Below are 17,200 nucleotides of genomic sequence, written 5' to 3' on the forward strand. Positions count from 1 at the left end.
GTTGCCGTCCGCACCGAGGAGGCGACCATGGCATTCACCAACCCCAATCAAGTCAACGGCAGCCTCCTCGTGACTGGAGCGATCACGGGCGTCGTGCTCCACAACATGACTATGGGCCTCATCGACAGCCTGCGTGCTGCCCGCGCCGAGCGTGCCGATGCACATGCGATGGCAGATTGGGACCACGCCCTTGGCGAGGCCCGCCATTCCGCAAACCAGATGACGACCCTCGCGAAGGCGGCTGTCGGTGCCGCGCTTGATGCGCAGGACGAGGCCGAGGCCCTGCGCGCCGAGGTCGCCCAGCTCCGCCGCGCCGTCCAGCAGCGCGACAGCGTGATCCGGGCGCTGTCCTGATGTCGGCGGTTCTCTTCCTCGATCACGGGCTGCACGGTCTTCACGAGTGGCCGGAAGCGCAGGACGCCGCGCTCGCGCTTCTGGAGGCCCGCAGGCGGGCAACGCAGGACGCGGAGATCGAGACGGGTGGGGTGATCGCACCTTTCAGATCCGAGGAGTCTCTTCCCCGTGGAGACTCCATGGCCGAAGGCTAGGCCCGACCTCATCTTGATGGCGACCTGTGGATGGCTGCCCTGATGGGCTGGCGGTCAACGCATTGGCATGCTGACTTCGTCGCCGAACCCCATGGCCAGACTAGATCCATCTATAGATCCGCACTGGGCTTACTCGAAAGACGGCATCCAGCTCGCCTTCGGCCGACATTGGTCGGGTGAGATCCGGCACGTCGCGACTGTAGAGGATGGGGCGGCGTGCGGCTGCGAGTGCCCGGCCTGCGGTCGAAAGCTGATCGCGAAGGAAGGGTCCCGGCGCCGCCACTTCGCGCACTCCAAGATCGACGCCGACGGGGACATCGACGTCCGGTGCGAGGGCGGGCAGATGACGGCTCTGCATTCGTTCGCGCAGCGCCTCATCGTCGACCATCTGACAGTGACGCTACCGCCTGTAGCGGCAGGCAGCGGGGATGAGCGGATTGAACAGCCGGGTGCGGACGATGATCTTCACGGCTGCGGCCATGGAGAAGGCGCTCGGATCCTTGAGGCCCGACGTGACGCTGAAGTCCGGTGAGAGCGCCCTGTACGTCGAGGTGTATGTCACGCATCCATGCCCACCGGATAAGGTCGCCACGATGCGTGCGGCGGGTCACGCCCTTATCGAGATCGACCTGTCGAAAACGGACCGTGACATCGACCTCCCCCGTCTGAAGGATTGGATCCTTCACCGGGCACCGCGTCGTTGGCTGTACAACCGTTACATCGATGAGTTGGAGCTTGAGGTCGTCAAACGCCGCGAAGAACAGGAGCGCATCGCCGCCGCCAAGGAAGAGCAGAGGCTCGCTTCGTATGCAGCCAAGATGGAGTCGGACTCCTTGAAGGCGGAGCACGCCGCGTTGGCCGACGACCCACGGAACGACCCCGAGGTGTGGCGCGCGGACGACGGTGGGTGGCTGCACCTCATCCGCGGTTTCAACGCTCTCGCCGCCGGCTTCTTCACCGTCCATCCGGAGCGATGGCGCGCGCAGGTGCTGACGTCGATCCTTCGTAACCACCAACGACTGTCGGCGGGTGAGATAACTGACGTCTTGCGGTTCGGGAAAATGGTGAACCGCAGCCTCGCCAACCGCTCGCTGGAGGAGCGTATCGCCGCCAAACACGCGGGCATCGCGGCACTCGACGCCGCGACGGTTGTCGAGCACTACCTCCAGTTCCTCAAGCAAGCCGGCGCAGCCGACGATGACGGTGGCGACTGGAGGCGTTCTCCGTCGATGCGCGAGCTCATGGACGCGCGGGAACAACGCGAGATCGAGGAGGCGTTTGAGGAAGAGCAGCGGCTCAACCGAGTGGAGCGCCTCGAGGTGCTGCTGAACGAGCTGAAGCGGCGGTTGCCCTCCGTGGTCGCCAACGACTTTAAGGTACGGGTGACCGTCTGGCGAACCTAGCCCTTGGACGGGACGTCGCCGCTGCGCATCGCGTCCGAGGGCGGGACGGCGTGGGACGAGTTGACGAAGGCGCTGTCGGCAGTTGCCGTCTGCATGCGAGACGGCGCCGACGGGGTCGCGCCGCCCACATTGGGTCTGCCCCACGTCGGCGAGGCCATGAATGACGCCGTTCTCCTGCGGCAGGAACAGATCGCCGCGAGGCAGGAGCGAGAACGGCTGCAAGCGGAAGAGGCAGCTCGTGAGAAGGAGCGTCGCGCAGAAGCTCGCGCGACGTCCATTTGCACCAACGCCATGAACCAACTCTTTGAAGGGGCGGACCTGTGGCTGGCGAAGGCGTTGGCGCGGTCGGGCCTTCCGCCTGAGGCTACGGCGCGACGTTCGGATGACGACCTCTTCCGTGCGCAGGATGCCTTGGACGCCGCGGTGCGCTGGCGTCGCGTGGAGGCGAAGGCGTTGGATGACCTGGAGGCATTCGCTGCCCGGCATGTCTCCGATTTCGACACGCGTGAACTCCTGCTGCGGACGGTGCACCCCAAACTGCCAGGCAGCATCAGCATGCGGTCCTACTGCCGGGATGACGCGACGCTCCAGCGGTGCAAGGACATCATAAAGCCGCCGAAAAAGGGCCGCTGAACCGAGTCTCGTCCAAACGGAGACTCCTGAACGAAATCGGGGACCCGGCATGCACCGGATCCCTGACGAGTCTCTCGCTGTCCAAGACTTCTAGGCCGCGCGGCGACGGCTCGGACGCATGCTGTCGACGCGGCACGCGAAACCAGGAGCGTAGTCCAGCCGAGCCGGGGCCTGCGGTTCGCGCTCGACGATCTCGACGTCCATCTCACGCTCCCGACGCCGGCATGGCGACACGCCGAGCGCGCCGCCGGCGACGCCACGTGCCAGCCGGCCGCACACCAGCCCGCCGGCGGATGCCATGCGCTGGAGGTCGTCCTCCGTGAGCCGGAGGAGCCACGCGAGCTGGTCCGGCGAGAGCGCCGCGACGGACACCCGGTCACGAACGCTCGGCGCCGCGCGGGCGTAGGTATGCACCGTCGCCGCGACCGGGTCTGTGCCGTCAGCACGCGGCTCAAGGTCCGATGGCAGCGCGCCCCGGACGGCGCGCGTGCGGTCGCGCTTGGCGACCATGTCAGCGATCTCGGCGGCCGGGTCGTTCCCCAAGGGCGGCTGGTAGGTCGGGTGCGGGATCGAGCCTGGGGATCCGCCGCCGAGGAGGCGGCCGGGGAGGCCGATGGTCCAGTCGATGGCCCACCAGCACCAGCGTGCTGCGCTGGCGGCGTCGGATGCTATGTTTCTCAGGGCGTTTGCGATGGCTGCGAGCATTTGAGTGGCTTCCCTCAAGGTGTGTCTCGAGAGAGTGGACGTCTAAAATGCAAACGACGACAAACACACTTGAAACACCAGGTTTCGAGGACATCGACGTCCGATATGGACTCCCCGAGACGACTCCTGGCATGACGCTCGTCCAAACAACGAGGCTCCCATGTCGCCCTTCGCCATCTTTTCCCTCCGCCCCGAGCACGCAGTCGAGGTCCGCCTGATAGGCGGCTCGAACTCGTCGAACTCGCGGGTCACGTGCGCCCTCTCGCACGCAAGGGATAGTGAAACGGCATGGCCTACAAAAACGACAACGACAACATCGACCTCGACGCCCTGAACAAGGCGCAATCGGGCTACGGACTGATCGAGGTCCGCAACGGACGCATCGTCGACCTCTTCATGGTCGCGGTCGTCGCGGCGGCGGTTCACGAGAAGTTCATGAATGACCCGGGTCTCTTCCTCGGTTTCCCCGAGATGGAGCAGGACAGCGAACACGGCTACGTTCGGCACCTCCAGCCCCGCGCTGCCGCAGAGTGGGCATGCACCAGGACGGCGTTCGCGGAGCACCTGCCCGGCATCATCGAGGCGTCGGGCGCCAGCAAGCGCTCCAAGTACGCGCTCCCGTTCGTAATCTCAGCACTGGCCCGTCATGAGCCGTTCGTGACGGCGGTCGCCTTCCGCTGCCAGGGCGTTGTCGCTCCGTTGGCGATCGCCGAGGAAAAGCTGCACGGTTACTTCGAGCAGCACGGCTTCCGCTTGGTCTTCGAGATTCTCCAGAAGTGCTCGACGCCCACTACATCCGGCCATCTCATGCCGTGGCAGTTGCGGAAGATGATCGTCGAGAAACACCGCTGGACCAATGTCGGCAAACTCCTGCCCACGGCGGGGCTGGATGTCCTTCAGATCGACGAGGTCTTGGAGAACTGGATGCTTGAGCACGACGACGGCATCCAGGAGCTTTTGGGATTCCCGATGTTCGAAGGCGAGGACTACTGATGGCCGTGGTCGTAAAGCTGAACCCGAAGCCGCGCATCGAGAGTGACGCGCGGCGCAGCGGAGAATACGGCAAAGCCTCAGTCTGCGTCTTCCCCGACCGGGAGCGTCAGATCGAGGATGCGCGGCTCGAACTGCTGCACGAATGGCTGGAGGAAGCCAGTGGCTGGCTCGTCATGCTTGTGGCCGAGCGGGCCAAGGGACCGTTCGAGGACGAGTACCACCTGTCCGAGTGGGTCCAGTTCAACTGGCACGGGTCCGATGTCTTCAGCACTGCGCCCCTCGAAGGCCTCCGGTGGCAGGCCGCGAATGACCTGATCTTCCATGCCATGGACGATGAAGAGTTCGACATCGGGCTTCTCAGGCCCGAGTGATCACGCACGGCATCAAGACAGTAACGACGGAGGCCCCGGCATCGCCCGCCGGGGCCTCCGTTCTCAAGCAAAATCACCTACGCAAACTGGAGTTGCCATGTCCGCCCACCTAATGCCGCCCCGCCCGGATCGCACCCGCGAGGAGTACGTCACGAGGGCGATCTATGGACTGTCGATCATCCTGATCAAGGAGTTCTACGCATCCCCAGATGCCTATGTGCGCGATGGCGGCAGCCCTTCAGGTCGGCTGGCAACCGATGCCAAGAACGGCACGCTCTGCGCCAGTGAAGTCGCGGAGTGGTTCTGCGAGCACCCGTTCAACAACGCCGAAATCCAAAAGTTCATGGAGGTCAACGATCTGGACGTCCATTTCGCCGGAGGAGGCGTCGTGCCGCTTGCGGCCTGTCTTGCCGATGACGAGAACTTCGTCGCGGCGGTGGGATCCGCATTCAAAGCCCAGCCATGACGACAAAGGTCCCGGCGGTGATGCCGGGGCCTTTGCAGTTTCAGGGCCGCCACCCGCAAATCTCGACGCCGTGCTTGTTGTGCTGGAGCATCTGCGCGACCGTGTCGCCGGACATCGTCGCGACGTCCGCCGCCGCCGGCCGGATTGGCCGCCAGCCGTCGCACGGGCTACCGCCTGACGTCGCGCACCCAGCCAGCAAGCTCGTCGCGCTGGCGAGCAGCGCCCATGCGATCAACTTCTTCATCGGTCCGGCTCCGGCTTCTGGCAGATTCGAGGTAGTCTCGCTCAGACCGAGCCTCCTCGGCGGCGCGTCCGGCGCCGTAGACGCGGGCGAGGATGCCATGGCGATGAGGGCACCCGTCATGGCGGTGTCTAGCCATAGGCCGGCGCAGGTTTCTGCAAACGAGGCGTAGGCAATGATTAAGCGCTAGCTCCACGCTGCGGCCGGCCACCACAACGCAGTCGAGGAGGTCGATCGGTAGCGTGGCGATCACAGCGAGGCCCTCCCATCCCGGCGAGCGCCCGACTGTGGCCATGAAGGCACCGCGCAGGATTCGCGCATCGAGCTTCGGCATGTCGACGACACCCTCCGCCGACGCGAGAAACGAGACCGATACGGCGCCTCTGTCCGAGAAGAGAACGCAGGCGCGCTCGTCGCCCTGTGCGGCCTCCAGGACGACGGACTCGACGCTCGCCTTCGTCTTCTTCCGGCTGTCGGTCTTGTCGTACACGGTGACGTCGTAGCCGAGGCTGGCGGACAGCGGCGCCTTCATGATCTCGCGCACGGCCGAGCTGACGGCATCGACGGATCCTACCTCGACGCCGACGAGGCCGAACGTGCAGGGCTCGCGACGCAGGACGTGGTGCAGCCCGGCATGGCGCAGGGCGCGGACGACGAGGCCGAGTGCAACAAAGACCGAAGGCTTGAGCTTGCTGGCGGACGGGCGCCGGATGAGGTTGATGCGGGCGGCCTGCTCGCGAAGAGAAAGCGGGGTCACTTGCGTTCCCTCCCTTCAATGCCGGAGCCGAGGGGCCCGAGCTTGTACCAGCGCGTGAGGGTGCGGGCGAAGCCGTGCTCGGGCGCGAACACCCAGAGGTCCGACGTGACGCCCATGCGCCCGCTGCGGACGCCAGGGTGGCCCTCGAAGTAGCCGCGCAGGCATGGCACCGGGCGGCTGTCGAGCACCCAGTCGTAGATGTATGCCGACCCGTCGATCTCGAACGGGTCGGGCATGCTGCCGGACTTCAGGGACTCGAGGTCGGCGACGAGCCGCCGCAGGCGGTCGAGGTGCTCGTCGAGCTGGAGGAGGTCGCCCGAGGGCGTGACGCGGATGGTCAAGGCAAGGTCTTCCGTTCGCAGCCGCTCCGGGAGCGCGCCGCCTGGTTCGTTGATTGCGGGTGAGGGGCGGGTCAGCCGCGGAAGCGGGTGACCCTGGTCTCGGGGCCGAGAGGACCGGAATCGAGGTCGATCTCGACGAAGCGGCGGAGCGCGAGGGCGGCGACCACGCCTATCGGATCGGCGGCACCGCGCACGGCCGACATGCACTCGACGAGGGTCAGGGACCCCTCCTGCTCGAGGGCAGCGAGCAGGCCGATCCGCTGGGACAACGAGACGCGCCACTTGGCGTAGCGCAGGAGCTCTCGGCAATTCTCGAGGCGATCGCCCGCAAGGTCGTCGACGGGGACGACACGGAGGGCCGCGTCCCGCTCCCGTGCAGCCTCGATGGCCCAGGACGGAGCGGAGAAGTTTTCCGGAAGGGTCGCGACGCAGACCAGCTCCGCTCCCGACGACCGTGTCACGGCGAGGTCTACGGTGTAGGTGCGCTCGCCGTCCTTGAGAGGCGGCGGAAGGCACGTCCATTGCGTCACGTCGCTGTCGAAGTCGAGAAGGCACGCAAGGTCACGGGCCGCTTGGTGGCGGAACCGCACCTCGCCGACGCACCGGACCGCATGGCGCGGCTCGAACGAGGTTCCGACGGCAACGTCGGTCCGGTGGACGCGACGGAGTTCGGACGTCGGGTTGCCGACGTCGACGGTGATCAGGCTGAGGGGCATGGCACGACTGTCCTGCGGCGGACGGGCTGGGCAACGTCCGCGTTCAAGCTCTTGGGCTTCGGATCAGAAGGTGCGTATGAAGGCCGCTGACGGACGCGTGACCGCGGCAAGCGCGTTGTGGCGCCCGTTCCGACGGTTGTTGGTTGCGATCTCGATCATGACGTGAACGAACCATGAACTTTTCTCGGCGTCAACAGAATTCATCCGCGGATGCCGCCCCAGTCGAACGATCTCGGTCCTGAGGTCACGGATCGAAAGGGCTTCGCCGGGTCGGTTGACGATGCTTTTCCACGCCACTTCGTTCGGCGGAACGATCAAGACCGCCCATCGGGTCCTCCAAACGTTACGGCGCCACCACTTCCCGCTCCCCGTCGCGGCTCGCCACATCAACGACGGACTTTGGTGCCATCTCCGGAGGTAGGTGCACCGCGTCGCGACGCCGGGTCGCTTGATGCACTCAAGGAGCTATCCGCATGCACGATTCAGGACACGATCATCGCCCCGTCGCAGTGCCCGTCGGCCAAGTCCTGCTCAGCCTCGGAGACGGCGACGGGGAGGATCCCAAGCACAACCTCTCGGCCGGGACCCGCGTCGGTGACACCCTCTTCGTCGCGGGCGACGAGATGGCTGTCCTCGAGACGTTGACGCTGGATGCATCGGGCGGATTCTCCACCCACGAACGGTATGAACTGGCCGACCTGCTCGACCTCCGGAAGCCCGGGGAGGAAGTCGACATCGAGGGGCTGTCGGCGGAAGCCGGGTGGCTATGGATCGTCGGCAGCCACGCCCGGGCACGCAGCAAGCCTGACAAGACCCCGGACGTGCCGATCGAACTCGCCAAGTTGGCCGACCTGAAGGACACGAGGCCACGCTGCCTGCTGGCCCGGATACCCATCGTCGAGCGAACCGAAGCAGCGGGGACATTCCATCCGGCGCGCTCGGACGGGGACCGTCATGCCGGGATGCTCCGACAGACAAAGCACGGCAACAAGCTGGCCGAGATGCTGCGCCTCGATCCCCTTCTCGAACCGTTCACACGCATCCCGGCGAAGGAGGGCGGGGTGGATATCGAGGGCATCGCGGTGTCGGGCAGCCGTCTCGCGCTCGGGATGCGCGGTCCGGTCATCCGCGACTACGCGGTTCTGCTCGAGGTCGTGGTCGAGGCGGGACCGGACGGTACGCTGAAGCTGCCGACGCCCCCGATGAGGCGGCTCCTCGAGCTGGAGGGCCTTGGCATCCGGGACCTCAAGCGGCGTGGTGACGACCTGCTGATCCTTGCTGGCCCGACGTCGAGCCTCTCGGGTCCATGCGCGCTGTATGTCTGGCGGAACTGGGTGAACGAGCCCGCGTCCAGAGCGGACACGGTCTCGGTCCATCGACCCGAACGGCTGATCGACCTGCCTTACGGGAGGGGAGTCGATCATCCGGAGGGTTTGGCTCTGTGGGGCTCCAATGGAGGAAAAGAGCGGATCCTCGTCCTGTGTGACAGCCCGGCGCCTGCCCGCTTCGCGGACGGGCCGGCGACGTTCCTCGCCGACGTGTTCGAGTTGCCGGACTGATCGCCAGCCCAGCATCAAGTAGCGGTAACTACCGAACTACTCGGCTGCATTCGACTCCAGTGCCTGCGTTGAAGCGGTCATTCGAACGCGCCTTGCCATTCGTAGAGCTCTGCCGTCGTGGCGTATTCCCGTAGATACGAGAGTTTGCCGTCGAGCAGCTTCGCGACGGTCCCGCCGTCAAAACACTTCTCCTCACCGCGCCAGGTGTAGTTGAAGGTCCATTCCGCGGTCTCACCCTCGGGCGAGGATCGTAGATCGTGGACTGTCCAGTCGATGACCCGACCGTCCTCGGCCAACCAGGTCGAGACCCACCGTTCTACCCAATCGTGCCCGCGGTAGATCGGTCCGAAACTTTCGATCACGACGCAATCGGGAGTGAGAGTTGCAAGGATCGCGGTCAGGTCGTGCGCTCGCCAGCCCGCGATATATTGCTCCAGTGGCGTCATTGGTGACCAGGCCTTTCTATGGATCAACCTCGATATTGCACCCAGCGCCTCGTGAACGAGACCAGGCTCTCGCTTCCCGCTTTGCAGATAGCGTCCGGCGGGACCAGTTGTCATCGACAGTGGACGACCATGCGCGAAGGATCTGTGAACCCCTTGGTCGCGTGATGGCAACTTGCCGATCTGGTGGCTGCGGCGTACGGACGGACAACCCTAGAGAACCGGATGTCCCATGCGCGCCTTCGAACTCCTCACGCGGATCGCCTTCGGCGTGGCCAGCATGGTCCTGATGCTTTTGGCGTGCGCGCTGATCTTCTACGCAGGCTCCGGTGTCTGGGAGAGTTTTCGCGTGCCGGAACGGAGTATAGGAACGACTGCGCTGGACGCGGTCGGCTATACGGTTATCGCGATTGCCGTCTTCGATGTCGGGAAGTACCTGCTCGAAGAGGAGGCTATCCGCAATCGGGAAATGCGCAATGCCGCTGAAGCCCGGCGCAGTCTCACGAAGTTTGTCTCCACCATCATCATCGCGGTCCTGCTAGAGGCACTCGTGACGGTCTTCGAAGTCGGGAAAGAGGATCCCCGGCTGATGGTCTACCCTACGATGCTTCTGTTTGCGGGTGTGTTTCTCATGGTCGGTCTTGGCGTCTTCCAGCGGCTTAGCGTTGCCGCCGAAACCAGGGTCCCCGACCCGAAGAAGGATAACTGACGCGCGCTTCCCTAGTCGTTCTTCGACTTCTTACGCTTCGACCGTGACGTCGAGCAGGTCTCAGCCACTTCGGCGAGAGCCTGCGCGCCGTCACGCTCTAATCGAGCGGCTCGGAGGCGCGCGGTCTTGGCGGCGGTTGCTTCTGCTTCAGCCGCGATGATCTGGACGCCCGTCCCTCTCGTGAGCCGCTCCTCGGCGGCACGCCGCGAGAGGCTCATAGGACACCGAGACAGTGACCGTCCCGCCGTCGCGTCTGCGCTTCCAGCTCGGCCATCTCCTCCCAGCACTTCTCGAGAAGCCTCAAGGTCGACGCGAGCATCGCCTCGCGCTCGGAGCCGGGAGGCAGGCCCTTCAGCAGAAGCTTCAGGTAATCGCCCCGTTCCGTAATGCCCACCATCCACTCGAAGACCTCGTCGGCGATGACGGGCTCGACCTGCTTGGACATCGGTAGAGCGTTTGCTGAGTGCGCGCGGTTCATCAGGCCGACCCGCGCCCGTGACGATCCGCTCCCGTCGGTTCGAACCGGATAAAGCTGAATGTGCCGTCGAAGTGCCTTCCTCGAGTTCCGCGGTCGTCATGACGAACATCGCGGTCTCCACCTGGATCTTCGCATCGCGATCGAGCGGCACGAGCGGGAGGCGAACCGTACCCTCGATCCCGCGACGAAGTAGCAGTGCGTACTTGAGAGCCGCTACGCCGTGCTCCTCAACGGCGAGGATCAGCGGCAGCAGCCGTTCGTGGATCACCTGGGCACGGTCGAAGTCGCCGTCCCGGCATGCTGCCTGCATCTGGAGAACCTCGACGGGCGCGAGGTTGGCGATTGCACTGAAGAAGCCGTCGGCGCCGAAGATGCAGGAGGCGACGCAGGTGGGTTCGCTGGCGACGAGGAACTGCGCGGGCTTGTGGATCCCGCTGAGGCATTCGACCGACAAGGGATTGGGCGAGTGGTCGACCAGTCCCGCGACGCCGTCGATCCGGGCAAGCTTCGACATCTCGCGCGATGTCAGGCCACAGCGGGTCCGCAGAGCGTCGAACTCGACATAGACGGGGAGGTCGACAGCCTGCGTGATCCTCTCGACGTGCCTTCGAACCCCGGCGATGTTCGGGCGGCTGTAGGATGGCGTGACCAAGATGACGGCATCCGCCCCGGCCGTCTCGGCGTCCATCGCGTAGGTCTCAGCCTTGGCGGTGTCGTTGCTGCTGATGTCGGCATAGACCCGCATCGGGCCTGCCGTCTCGGCTGCGAGGGTGATGAGCGTCTGCCGCTCCTTCCGGGATAGGGTCGGGCCCTCGCCGATCCAGCCGGCAACGGCAACGGCCGGGACGCCGCTGTCACGCTGGAACGCGATCTCGCTCCGCCAGGATCTTTCGTCGACGAGGACCGTCATTCCTCCCGATCCGTCGGGACGGGACGAGAAGGGCGTCACGAGCGAGGTGACGACGCCGGGGGTATTCATTGGAAGGGCCTTCAAAGGTGATTGGCTCGAGGCAGGGCGCCGGGCCGCGGCTTGCGGGCCCGGTCGCCGATCAGCCGAGGGTAAGGGCGTAGAGGCTGCCCATCGCCATCATGGTGGCGGACACGGTCAGGACGAGGATGGCGGCGACCGCCGCGTTGGGGTTCATGCCGCACGTCCTTGGAGGACGGGCCATGTCTCGCGGGAAGCCTCCTCCAGCTCCGCGCGGGCGAACTTCACTGCGGCGTCGCGGGTGAGGAAGACGCCACCCCAGTGGTCTCCGGTGCCGCTGACGACCCAGCGGCCGCAAGAGTTCTGTTTCAGCTCGAAGTCGGACACCGCGTTCGCCCCTTGATCGGCATGGAGCCGCGGGATCGAGGTGACGTTCAACGTACTCATGCGAGGAAGCCTTCGCTGTTTCGGATGAACCCTAGATCCTCCTTTCCGCGTAAGTTCTCGATATGGATTTCAGGCTGAATCCATAGTGATTGCGATGGGGCCGAGCGACGACCAAGCGGCATCAGCCTCTCGCGTAGGAGGGAAGGTTCACCAGTTCCTTTCTCGAGAGACGTACCTCGATATGGTCGACGGCACCGACCTGCCAGGCTCGCCCGCTCCCGGACATCAGGTCCTCCATGATGGTGGCCGTTCCTTCGTCGTCGGCGCGGGACGCGACTGGGGAGCTCGGCACGACGCTCGCCGAAACCTCGGTTGCCGAAACGAGGCGGAGCTTGTCGACGGGTACGGCCACGGTCCTGGTGTGAACTCCGAGGAAGGCTCCGACGTCCAGGGTGACGGCGGTGACCGTGCCACCTTGGTCCAGCAGGACGTCGTTCACGGTTCCAACCAGCTTGCGGTCGGGGCCGAACACTGCCGAGCCAAGGAGCCGCGAGACACGGATGGGGCTAACGGGGCCCGCGGTCGCGTCGGCGTTTTGGGAAATTGTCACCTGAGGTGCTGCCGACGCCCCGGACGGACAGGCGGCTCCGGTCAGGACCGGGACAAGGACGACGGCGGACAGGGCGATGACGGGGGCGCTGACGTTCGAGACGAACCAAAGCGCCTGTCGGACTTTCGAAGGGATCGTGAAGGGACGCATTCGGGCAAGCCATGGCTGTTTCGATCACGCGTAGATCGACCCTTCGGCATAAGTTTTCGATACGGATTTACGGTCGGTTCCATAGTGATTGCAGCCGGCGACGGGACCGTCGCTTCACCCCAGACTGCTTCCCGTGCGCAGGCCAAGGAGAGAGATCGCCGCTCCCGCGACGCACAGACGCTACCAACGACGTCTCAGCGATCCGAGGCTCTGAACGATCGACGTCAGAATGGGGGAACCTTCCGCCTCAGAAGCCATTTGACAGCATGTTGTCGATACGACGAGAGGCTGCCAATGAATGATGGTGAAGAGGCACACCTTGTCCGTACCCTGTCGATCGCCGTTTTTGAGACGAACGGCCGTCTCGTCGAGACGGGCAACGACCTCGTCGGCCCGATCGGTCTGAGCACCGCCTGGTGGCAGGTACTGGGGGCGCTGGGCTACGCGCCCGTCCCCCTTCCGGTCGCTCACATTGCTCGCAACATGGGCCTGACCCGCCAGGCCGTGCAGCGGGTGGTCGACCTGCTAGCAGAGCGCGGTCTCGTGGAATTCGTGCCCAATCCACACCACCAGCGGGCAAAGCTCGTCGTGCTCACCGACGCGGGGCGCCAGGGTCTATCCTCGGCCGAGGCTGCGGTCGCTCCCGTCGACCGGGCGATCTTGGAGCGGATCGGCGCCGAGCGGCTCGCCATTGCCATCTCGGTTCTTCGCGAGATGAGCGACATGCTCCCGTAGGCCGCCCCCAACCCCCGAGATTCATCCAAGCATCCTGCCAGACGCTTTCAGCGAAAGGATTCCCCATGCCCTCTATCCAGACCGACCGCTTCGACATCGACGTCATCATCATTGGCGGCGGCCCGATCGGCCTCACCACGGCCTGCGCGCTCGCCCACCATGGCGTGCCCTTCCGGATCTTCGAGAGCGGCACCGAGCCGAAGCCCCATTCGCGCGCCAACAACCTCTGGGCCCGGCCGCAAGAGCTGCTCGCCAGCATCGGCATCCGCGACGCCATCGCGAAGAAGGCTTACGCGATCACCAAGGTGAACACGCTCCTGAATGGACGCCCCGTCGATCCGATCGCCATCGCCGACGTCGCCAGCCCCTACGGTCCGGTGCTCTACAGCGGGCAGGACGTGATCGAGACGGCCTTGGGCGAAGAGATCGAGGCCAAGGGTGGCAGGCTGGAGCGCGGGCGCAAGGTTGTCGACATTCAGCAGGACGAGGGTGGCGTCACGGTCGAGGTGGTGGCCGTCGACGGGGACGGGAACGCCACGGGTGAGCCCGAAAGCCTGCGGTGCCGTTACCTCGTCGGGGCAGACGGAAGCGACGGCTTCGTGCGGCGCGAGCTCGGCCTCGACTTCAAGCCGGAGAAGCTGCCGAACTGCATGAACCGCCAGCTCGACGCGAAGCTGTCGTGGCGCCGCTCCACCGACCACGACCATCTCTGGTTCTTCTACTATCCCCGCGGCTTCTGCGGCGTCCTGCCCGTCTGGGGCGGCTACCATCGCCTGTTCTTCCTGTCGGACGACAAGGGGCTTCCCGACCGCGACCCGACGCTGGAGGAAATGCAGGCGATCGCCCGCGAGGTGACCGAGGACGAGACCCTGACGCTGACAGACCCGATCTGGCTGACGCACAGCCGCTTCCAGCACGGCGTATCGCCGCGCTACGCCAAGGGGCGCGTCTTCCTGGTGGGGGACGCCGGACACCTGACGCTGCCGGCGGGCGGTCAGGGCATGAACTCGGGGTTCCACGACGCGGTCGGGCTTGCCTGGCGGCTTGCCACGGTCCTCCGGGCTCGGGCCGAGCCCGTGCTTCTCGACTCTTACGACACGGAGCGTGGCGGCGAGCGCCGTCGCCTAGACAAGCAGCAGGTGGAGGGATTCCAGAACAGCGTCTACCGCGGGCGGCTCAAGGATGCTGCGGTGAACCTGGCCGCCGCCGTCCGGCCCGACATCGGCTCACTGCTTCAGGGCACGGACGACCTCCAGCAGCTCTCCGTTGCCTATCCCACGAGCCCGCTCAACGAGGACGCCTTCGGCTTGGCTCATGGCCTCCTGCATCGCGATGCGCCGAATCCCGGTGAACGCGCGCCCGACGCCCCGGTGATCGCGGCAGACGGCACTTCAACGACGCTGTTCCAACATATCTACAACCCGGACGGCCGCACCTTCGGATGGACGCTCCTCCTCTTCGACGGACGGCAGCGCGACGCGCTCCCCGATCTCCGGCAGGCTGCCACCGATGTCCAGCCCTGGGACTGGGTGCGCCCGCGGCTGGTCCTGGGCGCAGCGCTAGCCGAGGCAGGCGATGCGATCGCCCTGTCGGACCTCGACGGGGAGGCCCACGCCGCCTACGGGATCGGGTCGTTGCCCGCGCTGGTCCTTACGCGACCCGACGGGCATGTCGCCTTCCGCGGCCCCGCCTACCAAGCAGTCCTCTTGAGGGCTTATTGCGAGAAGGTGTTCGGGCAGGCCCCGGCACAGGCCGGCCCAGCACTCTAACGGGCCGGCGGGTGTCCGCCCCGAACTTGCTAGAAGTTGCCTTTATAGCCGCGGGAGCGATCCTCGTTGCATATCGAGGGTGAACGCAAGAATGCCCTGGCGGAAAAAAGATTATGCCTGAGCCGGCCCACAAACGTCTCGTCAGCCGTTCGTGCATGGCCCCTGAAACTGAAAGGAGAGTTCCTTGCGCAACGTTGACCTTTCGTCCTGGCAGGGCCTGTTCGTCTCTCTCCTCGGTCTGGCGCTCGTCACGCTCGTCGGTGTCGGCATCCGACTGCTGGTCATGCTGACGGTTCAGCAGAAGCGAGAGCGGCTGAACCGCCAGATCAACGAGCGGCTGCGCACTCTGATCGCGGCCTACAAGGTGCTTGGAGGGTCCTTCACGGGTACACTCACGGTCGATCCCCGGCATCTCGGTGACCTGTTGCGCCAGAATGCGTCAGCAGGAGAATCCGTCGGTGTCGGAGCGGCCGATGCAGGCGGCGTGGACCCGACGGGATGGGACCGCGGACGCCGGATCCGGGACGCGGTGGAGGCGTCGCTCGCCGACATCATTCTGCTCGGGACGGAGGAGCATGTCAGACTCGCCGAAAAGGCGGCTCGCGAGCTCGTCGCAGGACAGACAGTCCATACGCACGAGCTCGTGGCGTCGCTCCGTCACTTCATCCGCGAAGCGCTCGACCTCGATCCGGTCCCGGTCGGTCTGGTCCTGCCGCGTCAAGGTCCGGCTCGCCCGTCGGGTTCGGGCGGACGAGGCAGAGGCGAGCGGGAGAAGGGTGATGGCCCGCGCGGCGGTAGCGGAGGTGGCAGCGCAGGTGGTGGCATGGGCGGGGGCAGCGGTTCCGCCGTCGGATCGACCGCTACCGTCGAGGACGACCCTGCCTCCGCTGGTGTCAGCGCCCGATGAAGGCCTTGAACTTACAAGACGGAGCGAACCGCAGGGTTCGGTCGGCGTGAGACGCGCCGGCGATAGGGAGCGGCTGAGAGGCTGCTCTCGACCCATTGCGGCCGTTCCTGCTCGTTCTCAGCACACTGGGAAGCAGACGTTCAGAGCCAACCGCCCGGTTGGGCTTTACCTGCCCGTCGCCACGATGACGACCACCAAAGTCAGCAGCCACATCAGAACGCCGATCCAGCCCGCCATTGGTGGTGTGAACACGAGACGGCGTTCTTCATCCTGGTAGCAGTCAAGCCATCTGCCCGGCCTCTTCGACGTCCAGTTGGTAGCCCTGATCCGGCCCATACTCAGAATGGGAAGGAGCACCCACGCGGTATGATAGCCGGCGATGTCAACGAGGACGTCTACAACGAACACCCTGCTCAGCCTCCCCACCGAAACCACGCAACGCGATACCATACTGTCTACGATGGAGGTGGATCAAAACTGTCAGCTATCGCGAGTGTTGCAACTGGAAGCTGCTAGGCAGCTTTCCACCCTGGCCAGCCATTCGTGGGCTGATACGCAGTAGGTCGGGGTGATCGGTGGAATTTGCTGATCACAGTCGGCTGGCGCGCCAATGCCGAGTCTGACGTCCACATAGGATGCTGACCGTATCACCCCTCTGGTCGCTTCTCGGCGTACGGGAATCGGCTGATTCTTATGGAATCCTTATGCCGGAGGCATGAATTCCGTATCGAGAGCTTACGCGGAAGTGCGTATCTAGGTTGGGACCAACACAGGGACCTGACAAATGGACATCGTTTACCTCGCCGTCGGCATCGGATTCTTTGCCGTAATGGCGGGCTATGCCCGCTGGGCCGCGAAGGCCTGAGCCATGCTGGACCTCATCCTCGGCTCCGCCGTCGCCCTAGGGCTCCTCGCGTATCTCGTGTTCGCCCTCGTGCGTCCCGAGAAGTTCTAACCCCACGCCGACCAGTCGCTTTCCAGCATCCCCGGGACCGCATCGGCTCCGGCGATGCTCGTGCGCGGCTTCGGTGATCTCCCATTTGAAAGACCCAAAGCGATGACAGCGATCGGCTGGCTTCAGATTGTTCTATTGTTCGGTGCGGTGCTTGTCTGCGCCGTGCCGCTCGGCGCGTTCATGGCGCGCGTCTTTGCGGGCGAGCGTAACTTCCTCTCGCCCGTGCTCGGCCCCGTAGAGCGTGGCTTCTTCAAAATCTCTGGCATCGACCCGGCCAAGGAGCAGGGCTGGCTCGCCTTTACCGTTGGCATGCTGGTGTTCAACGGGCTCGGCTTCGTCCTCCTCTACGCGATGCTGCGCCTTCAGGGCGTGCTGCCGTTCAATCCGCAGGGCTTC

General features: G+C 65.2%; 24 protein-coding genes. 14 read left to right on the forward strand and 10 right to left on the reverse strand.

Annotated features, from left to right (window positions below; all coding sequences use genetic code 11):
* Positions 1–27: 27 nt before the first annotated feature.
* Both ACZLZY_RS14535 and ACZLZY_RS14540 read left to right on the forward strand, forming a co-directional pair.
* Entirely contained in the window at positions 28–354 is a 327-nt protein-coding gene (locus tag ACZLZY_RS14535) for a hypothetical protein (protein WP_472934926.1), read from the forward strand.
* Positions 354–548 (forward strand): hypothetical protein, encoded by a 195-nt coding sequence (locus ACZLZY_RS14540; RefSeq protein WP_472934927.1) that lies wholly within the window; start codon positions 354–356, stop codon positions 546–548. The genes ACZLZY_RS14535 and ACZLZY_RS14540 overlap by 1 nt, the downstream gene beginning before the upstream one ends.
* A 100-nt stretch (positions 549–648) precedes the next feature.
* On the opposite strand, the gene ACZLZY_RS14545 is transcribed toward ACZLZY_RS14540, so the two are convergent.
* On the reverse strand, positions 649–936 hold the full coding sequence (locus ACZLZY_RS14545; RefSeq protein ID WP_472934928.1) for a hypothetical protein: 288 nt from the start codon (positions 934–936) through the stop codon (positions 649–651).
* Positions 937–976: 40 nt separating this feature from the next.
* On the opposite strand from ACZLZY_RS14545, the gene ACZLZY_RS14550 reads away from it, so the two are divergent.
* Together ACZLZY_RS14550 and ACZLZY_RS14555 are read left to right on the forward strand one after the other, a co-directional pair.
* Positions 977–1,951, forward strand: a complete 975-nt coding sequence (locus tag ACZLZY_RS14550) for a hypothetical protein (protein ID WP_472934929.1) — start codon at positions 977–979, stop codon at positions 1,949–1,951.
* 3 nt (positions 1,952–1,954) lie between these two features.
* Positions 1,955–2,584 (forward strand): hypothetical protein, encoded by a 630-nt coding sequence (locus tag ACZLZY_RS14555; RefSeq protein ID WP_472934930.1) that lies wholly within the window; start codon positions 1,955–1,957, stop codon positions 2,582–2,584.
* A 90-nt stretch (positions 2,585–2,674) separates the two neighbouring features.
* Here the strand turns inward: ACZLZY_RS14555 and ACZLZY_RS14560 are convergent, their stop codons facing one another.
* On the reverse strand, positions 2,675–3,289 hold the full coding sequence (locus ACZLZY_RS14560; protein ID WP_472934931.1) for a hypothetical protein: 615 nt from the start codon (positions 3,287–3,289) through the stop codon (positions 2,675–2,677).
* 288 nt (positions 3,290–3,577) lie between these two features.
* Here ACZLZY_RS14560 and ACZLZY_RS14565 point away from each other — a divergent pair, with 288 nt between their 5' ends.
* The 3 genes from ACZLZY_RS14565 to ACZLZY_RS14575 all read left to right on the forward strand — a co-directional run bounded on the left by ACZLZY_RS14565 (position 3,578) and on the right by ACZLZY_RS14575 (position 5,119).
* On the forward strand, positions 3,578–4,282 hold the full coding sequence (locus ACZLZY_RS14565) for a hypothetical protein (RefSeq protein WP_472934932.1): 705 nt from the start codon (positions 3,578–3,580) through the stop codon (positions 4,280–4,282).
* Complete coding sequence (locus tag ACZLZY_RS14570; protein WP_472934933.1) at positions 4,282–4,653, forward strand: hypothetical protein; 372 nt, start codon at positions 4,282–4,284, stop codon at positions 4,651–4,653. The genes ACZLZY_RS14565 and ACZLZY_RS14570 overlap by 1 nt, the downstream gene beginning before the upstream one ends.
* 97 nt (positions 4,654–4,750) lie before the next feature.
* Entirely contained in the window at positions 4,751–5,119 is a 369-nt protein-coding gene (locus ACZLZY_RS14575) for a hypothetical protein (protein ID WP_472934934.1), read from the forward strand.
* Positions 5,120–5,286: 167 nt separating this feature from the next.
* Here the strand turns inward: ACZLZY_RS14575 and ACZLZY_RS14580 are convergent, their stop codons facing one another.
* The 4 genes from ACZLZY_RS14580 to ACZLZY_RS14595 all read right to left on the reverse strand — a co-directional run bounded on the left by ACZLZY_RS14580 (position 5,287) and on the right by ACZLZY_RS14595 (position 7,492).
* On the reverse strand, positions 5,287–6,117 hold the full coding sequence (locus ACZLZY_RS14580) for a hypothetical protein (protein WP_472934935.1): 831 nt from the start codon (positions 6,115–6,117) through the stop codon (positions 5,287–5,289).
* Positions 6,114–6,458 carry a hypothetical protein gene (locus tag ACZLZY_RS14585; protein ID WP_472934936.1) on the reverse strand — a complete coding sequence of 115 codons (345 nt, stop codon included), beginning with the start codon at positions 6,456–6,458 and terminating at the stop codon, positions 6,114–6,116. The genes ACZLZY_RS14580 and ACZLZY_RS14585 overlap by 4 nt, the downstream gene beginning before the upstream one ends.
* Positions 6,459–6,529: 71 nt before the next feature.
* Positions 6,530–7,174: a hypothetical protein gene (locus ACZLZY_RS14590; RefSeq protein ID WP_472934937.1), complete on the reverse strand. Its 645-nt coding sequence runs from the start codon at positions 7,172–7,174 to the stop codon at positions 6,530–6,532.
* 63 nt (positions 7,175–7,237) lie between these two features.
* On the reverse strand, positions 7,238–7,492 hold the full coding sequence (locus tag ACZLZY_RS14595; protein ID WP_472934938.1) for a hypothetical protein: 255 nt from the start codon (positions 7,490–7,492) through the stop codon (positions 7,238–7,240).
* 155 nt (positions 7,493–7,647) lie between these two features.
* Between ACZLZY_RS14595 and ACZLZY_RS14600 the strand changes: the two genes are divergently transcribed.
* Positions 7,648–8,733, forward strand: coding sequence for a DUF3616 domain-containing protein (locus ACZLZY_RS14600; RefSeq protein WP_472934939.1), 1,086 nt, complete (start codon positions 7,648–7,650; stop codon positions 8,731–8,733).
* Positions 8,734–8,810: 77 nt separating this feature from the next.
* On the opposite strand, the gene ACZLZY_RS14605 is transcribed toward ACZLZY_RS14600, so the two are convergent.
* Positions 8,811–9,293: a nuclear transport factor 2 family protein gene (locus ACZLZY_RS14605; protein ID WP_472934958.1), complete on the reverse strand. Its 483-nt coding sequence runs from the start codon at positions 9,291–9,293 to the stop codon at positions 8,811–8,813.
* 115 nt (positions 9,294–9,408) lie between these two features.
* Here ACZLZY_RS14605 and ACZLZY_RS14610 point away from each other — a divergent pair, with 115 nt between their 5' ends.
* Positions 9,409–9,885 carry a GNAT family acetyltransferase gene (locus ACZLZY_RS14610; protein WP_472934940.1) on the forward strand — a complete coding sequence of 159 codons (477 nt, stop codon included), beginning with the start codon at positions 9,409–9,411 and terminating at the stop codon, positions 9,883–9,885.
* Positions 9,886–9,896: 11 nt separating this feature from the next.
* On the opposite strand, the gene ACZLZY_RS14615 is transcribed toward ACZLZY_RS14610, so the two are convergent.
* The 3 genes from ACZLZY_RS14615 to ACZLZY_RS14625 all read right to left on the reverse strand — a co-directional run bounded on the left by ACZLZY_RS14615 (position 9,897) and on the right by ACZLZY_RS14625 (position 12,438).
* Complete coding sequence (locus tag ACZLZY_RS14615) at positions 9,897–11,342, reverse strand: dihydrodipicolinate synthase family protein (RefSeq protein ID WP_472934941.1); 1,446 nt, start codon at positions 11,340–11,342, stop codon at positions 9,897–9,899.
* Positions 11,343–11,504: 162 nt separating this feature from the next.
* Entirely contained in the window at positions 11,505–11,738 is a 234-nt protein-coding gene (locus tag ACZLZY_RS14620; protein WP_472934942.1) for a hypothetical protein, read from the reverse strand.
* A 121-nt stretch (positions 11,739–11,859) separates the two neighbouring features.
* A complete protein-coding gene (locus tag ACZLZY_RS14625; protein ID WP_472934943.1) occupies positions 11,860–12,438 on the reverse strand; it encodes a PRC-barrel domain-containing protein in 579 nt (192 codons plus the stop codon).
* 294 nt (positions 12,439–12,732) lie between these two features.
* Here ACZLZY_RS14625 and ACZLZY_RS14630 point away from each other — a divergent pair, with 294 nt between their 5' ends.
* The 5 genes from ACZLZY_RS14630 to ACZLZY_RS14650 all read left to right on the forward strand — a co-directional run.
* Positions 12,733–13,173, forward strand: a complete 441-nt coding sequence (locus ACZLZY_RS14630) for a MarR family winged helix-turn-helix transcriptional regulator (RefSeq protein WP_472934944.1) — start codon at positions 12,733–12,735, stop codon at positions 13,171–13,173.
* Positions 13,174–13,238: 65 nt separating this feature from the next.
* Positions 13,239–14,942: an FAD-dependent monooxygenase gene (locus ACZLZY_RS14635; protein ID WP_472934945.1), complete on the forward strand. Its 1,704-nt coding sequence runs from the start codon at positions 13,239–13,241 to the stop codon at positions 14,940–14,942.
* A 184-nt stretch (positions 14,943–15,126) separates the two neighbouring features.
* Positions 15,127–15,849: a hypothetical protein gene (locus tag ACZLZY_RS14640; protein WP_472934946.1), complete on the forward strand. Its 723-nt coding sequence runs from the start codon at positions 15,127–15,129 to the stop codon at positions 15,847–15,849.
* 868 nt (positions 15,850–16,717) lie between these two features.
* Entirely contained in the window at positions 16,718–16,804 is an 87-nt protein-coding gene (kdpF, locus tag ACZLZY_RS14645; RefSeq protein ID WP_472934959.1) for a K(+)-transporting ATPase subunit F, read from the forward strand.
* 102 nt (positions 16,805–16,906) lie between these two features.
* A partial coding sequence (locus tag ACZLZY_RS14650) for a potassium-transporting ATPase subunit KdpA (RefSeq protein WP_472934947.1) occupies positions 16,907–17,200 on the forward strand: 294 nt, incomplete at its 3' end.

The sequence above is a fragment of the Mesocryomonas lacus genome, assembly GCF_055730135.2.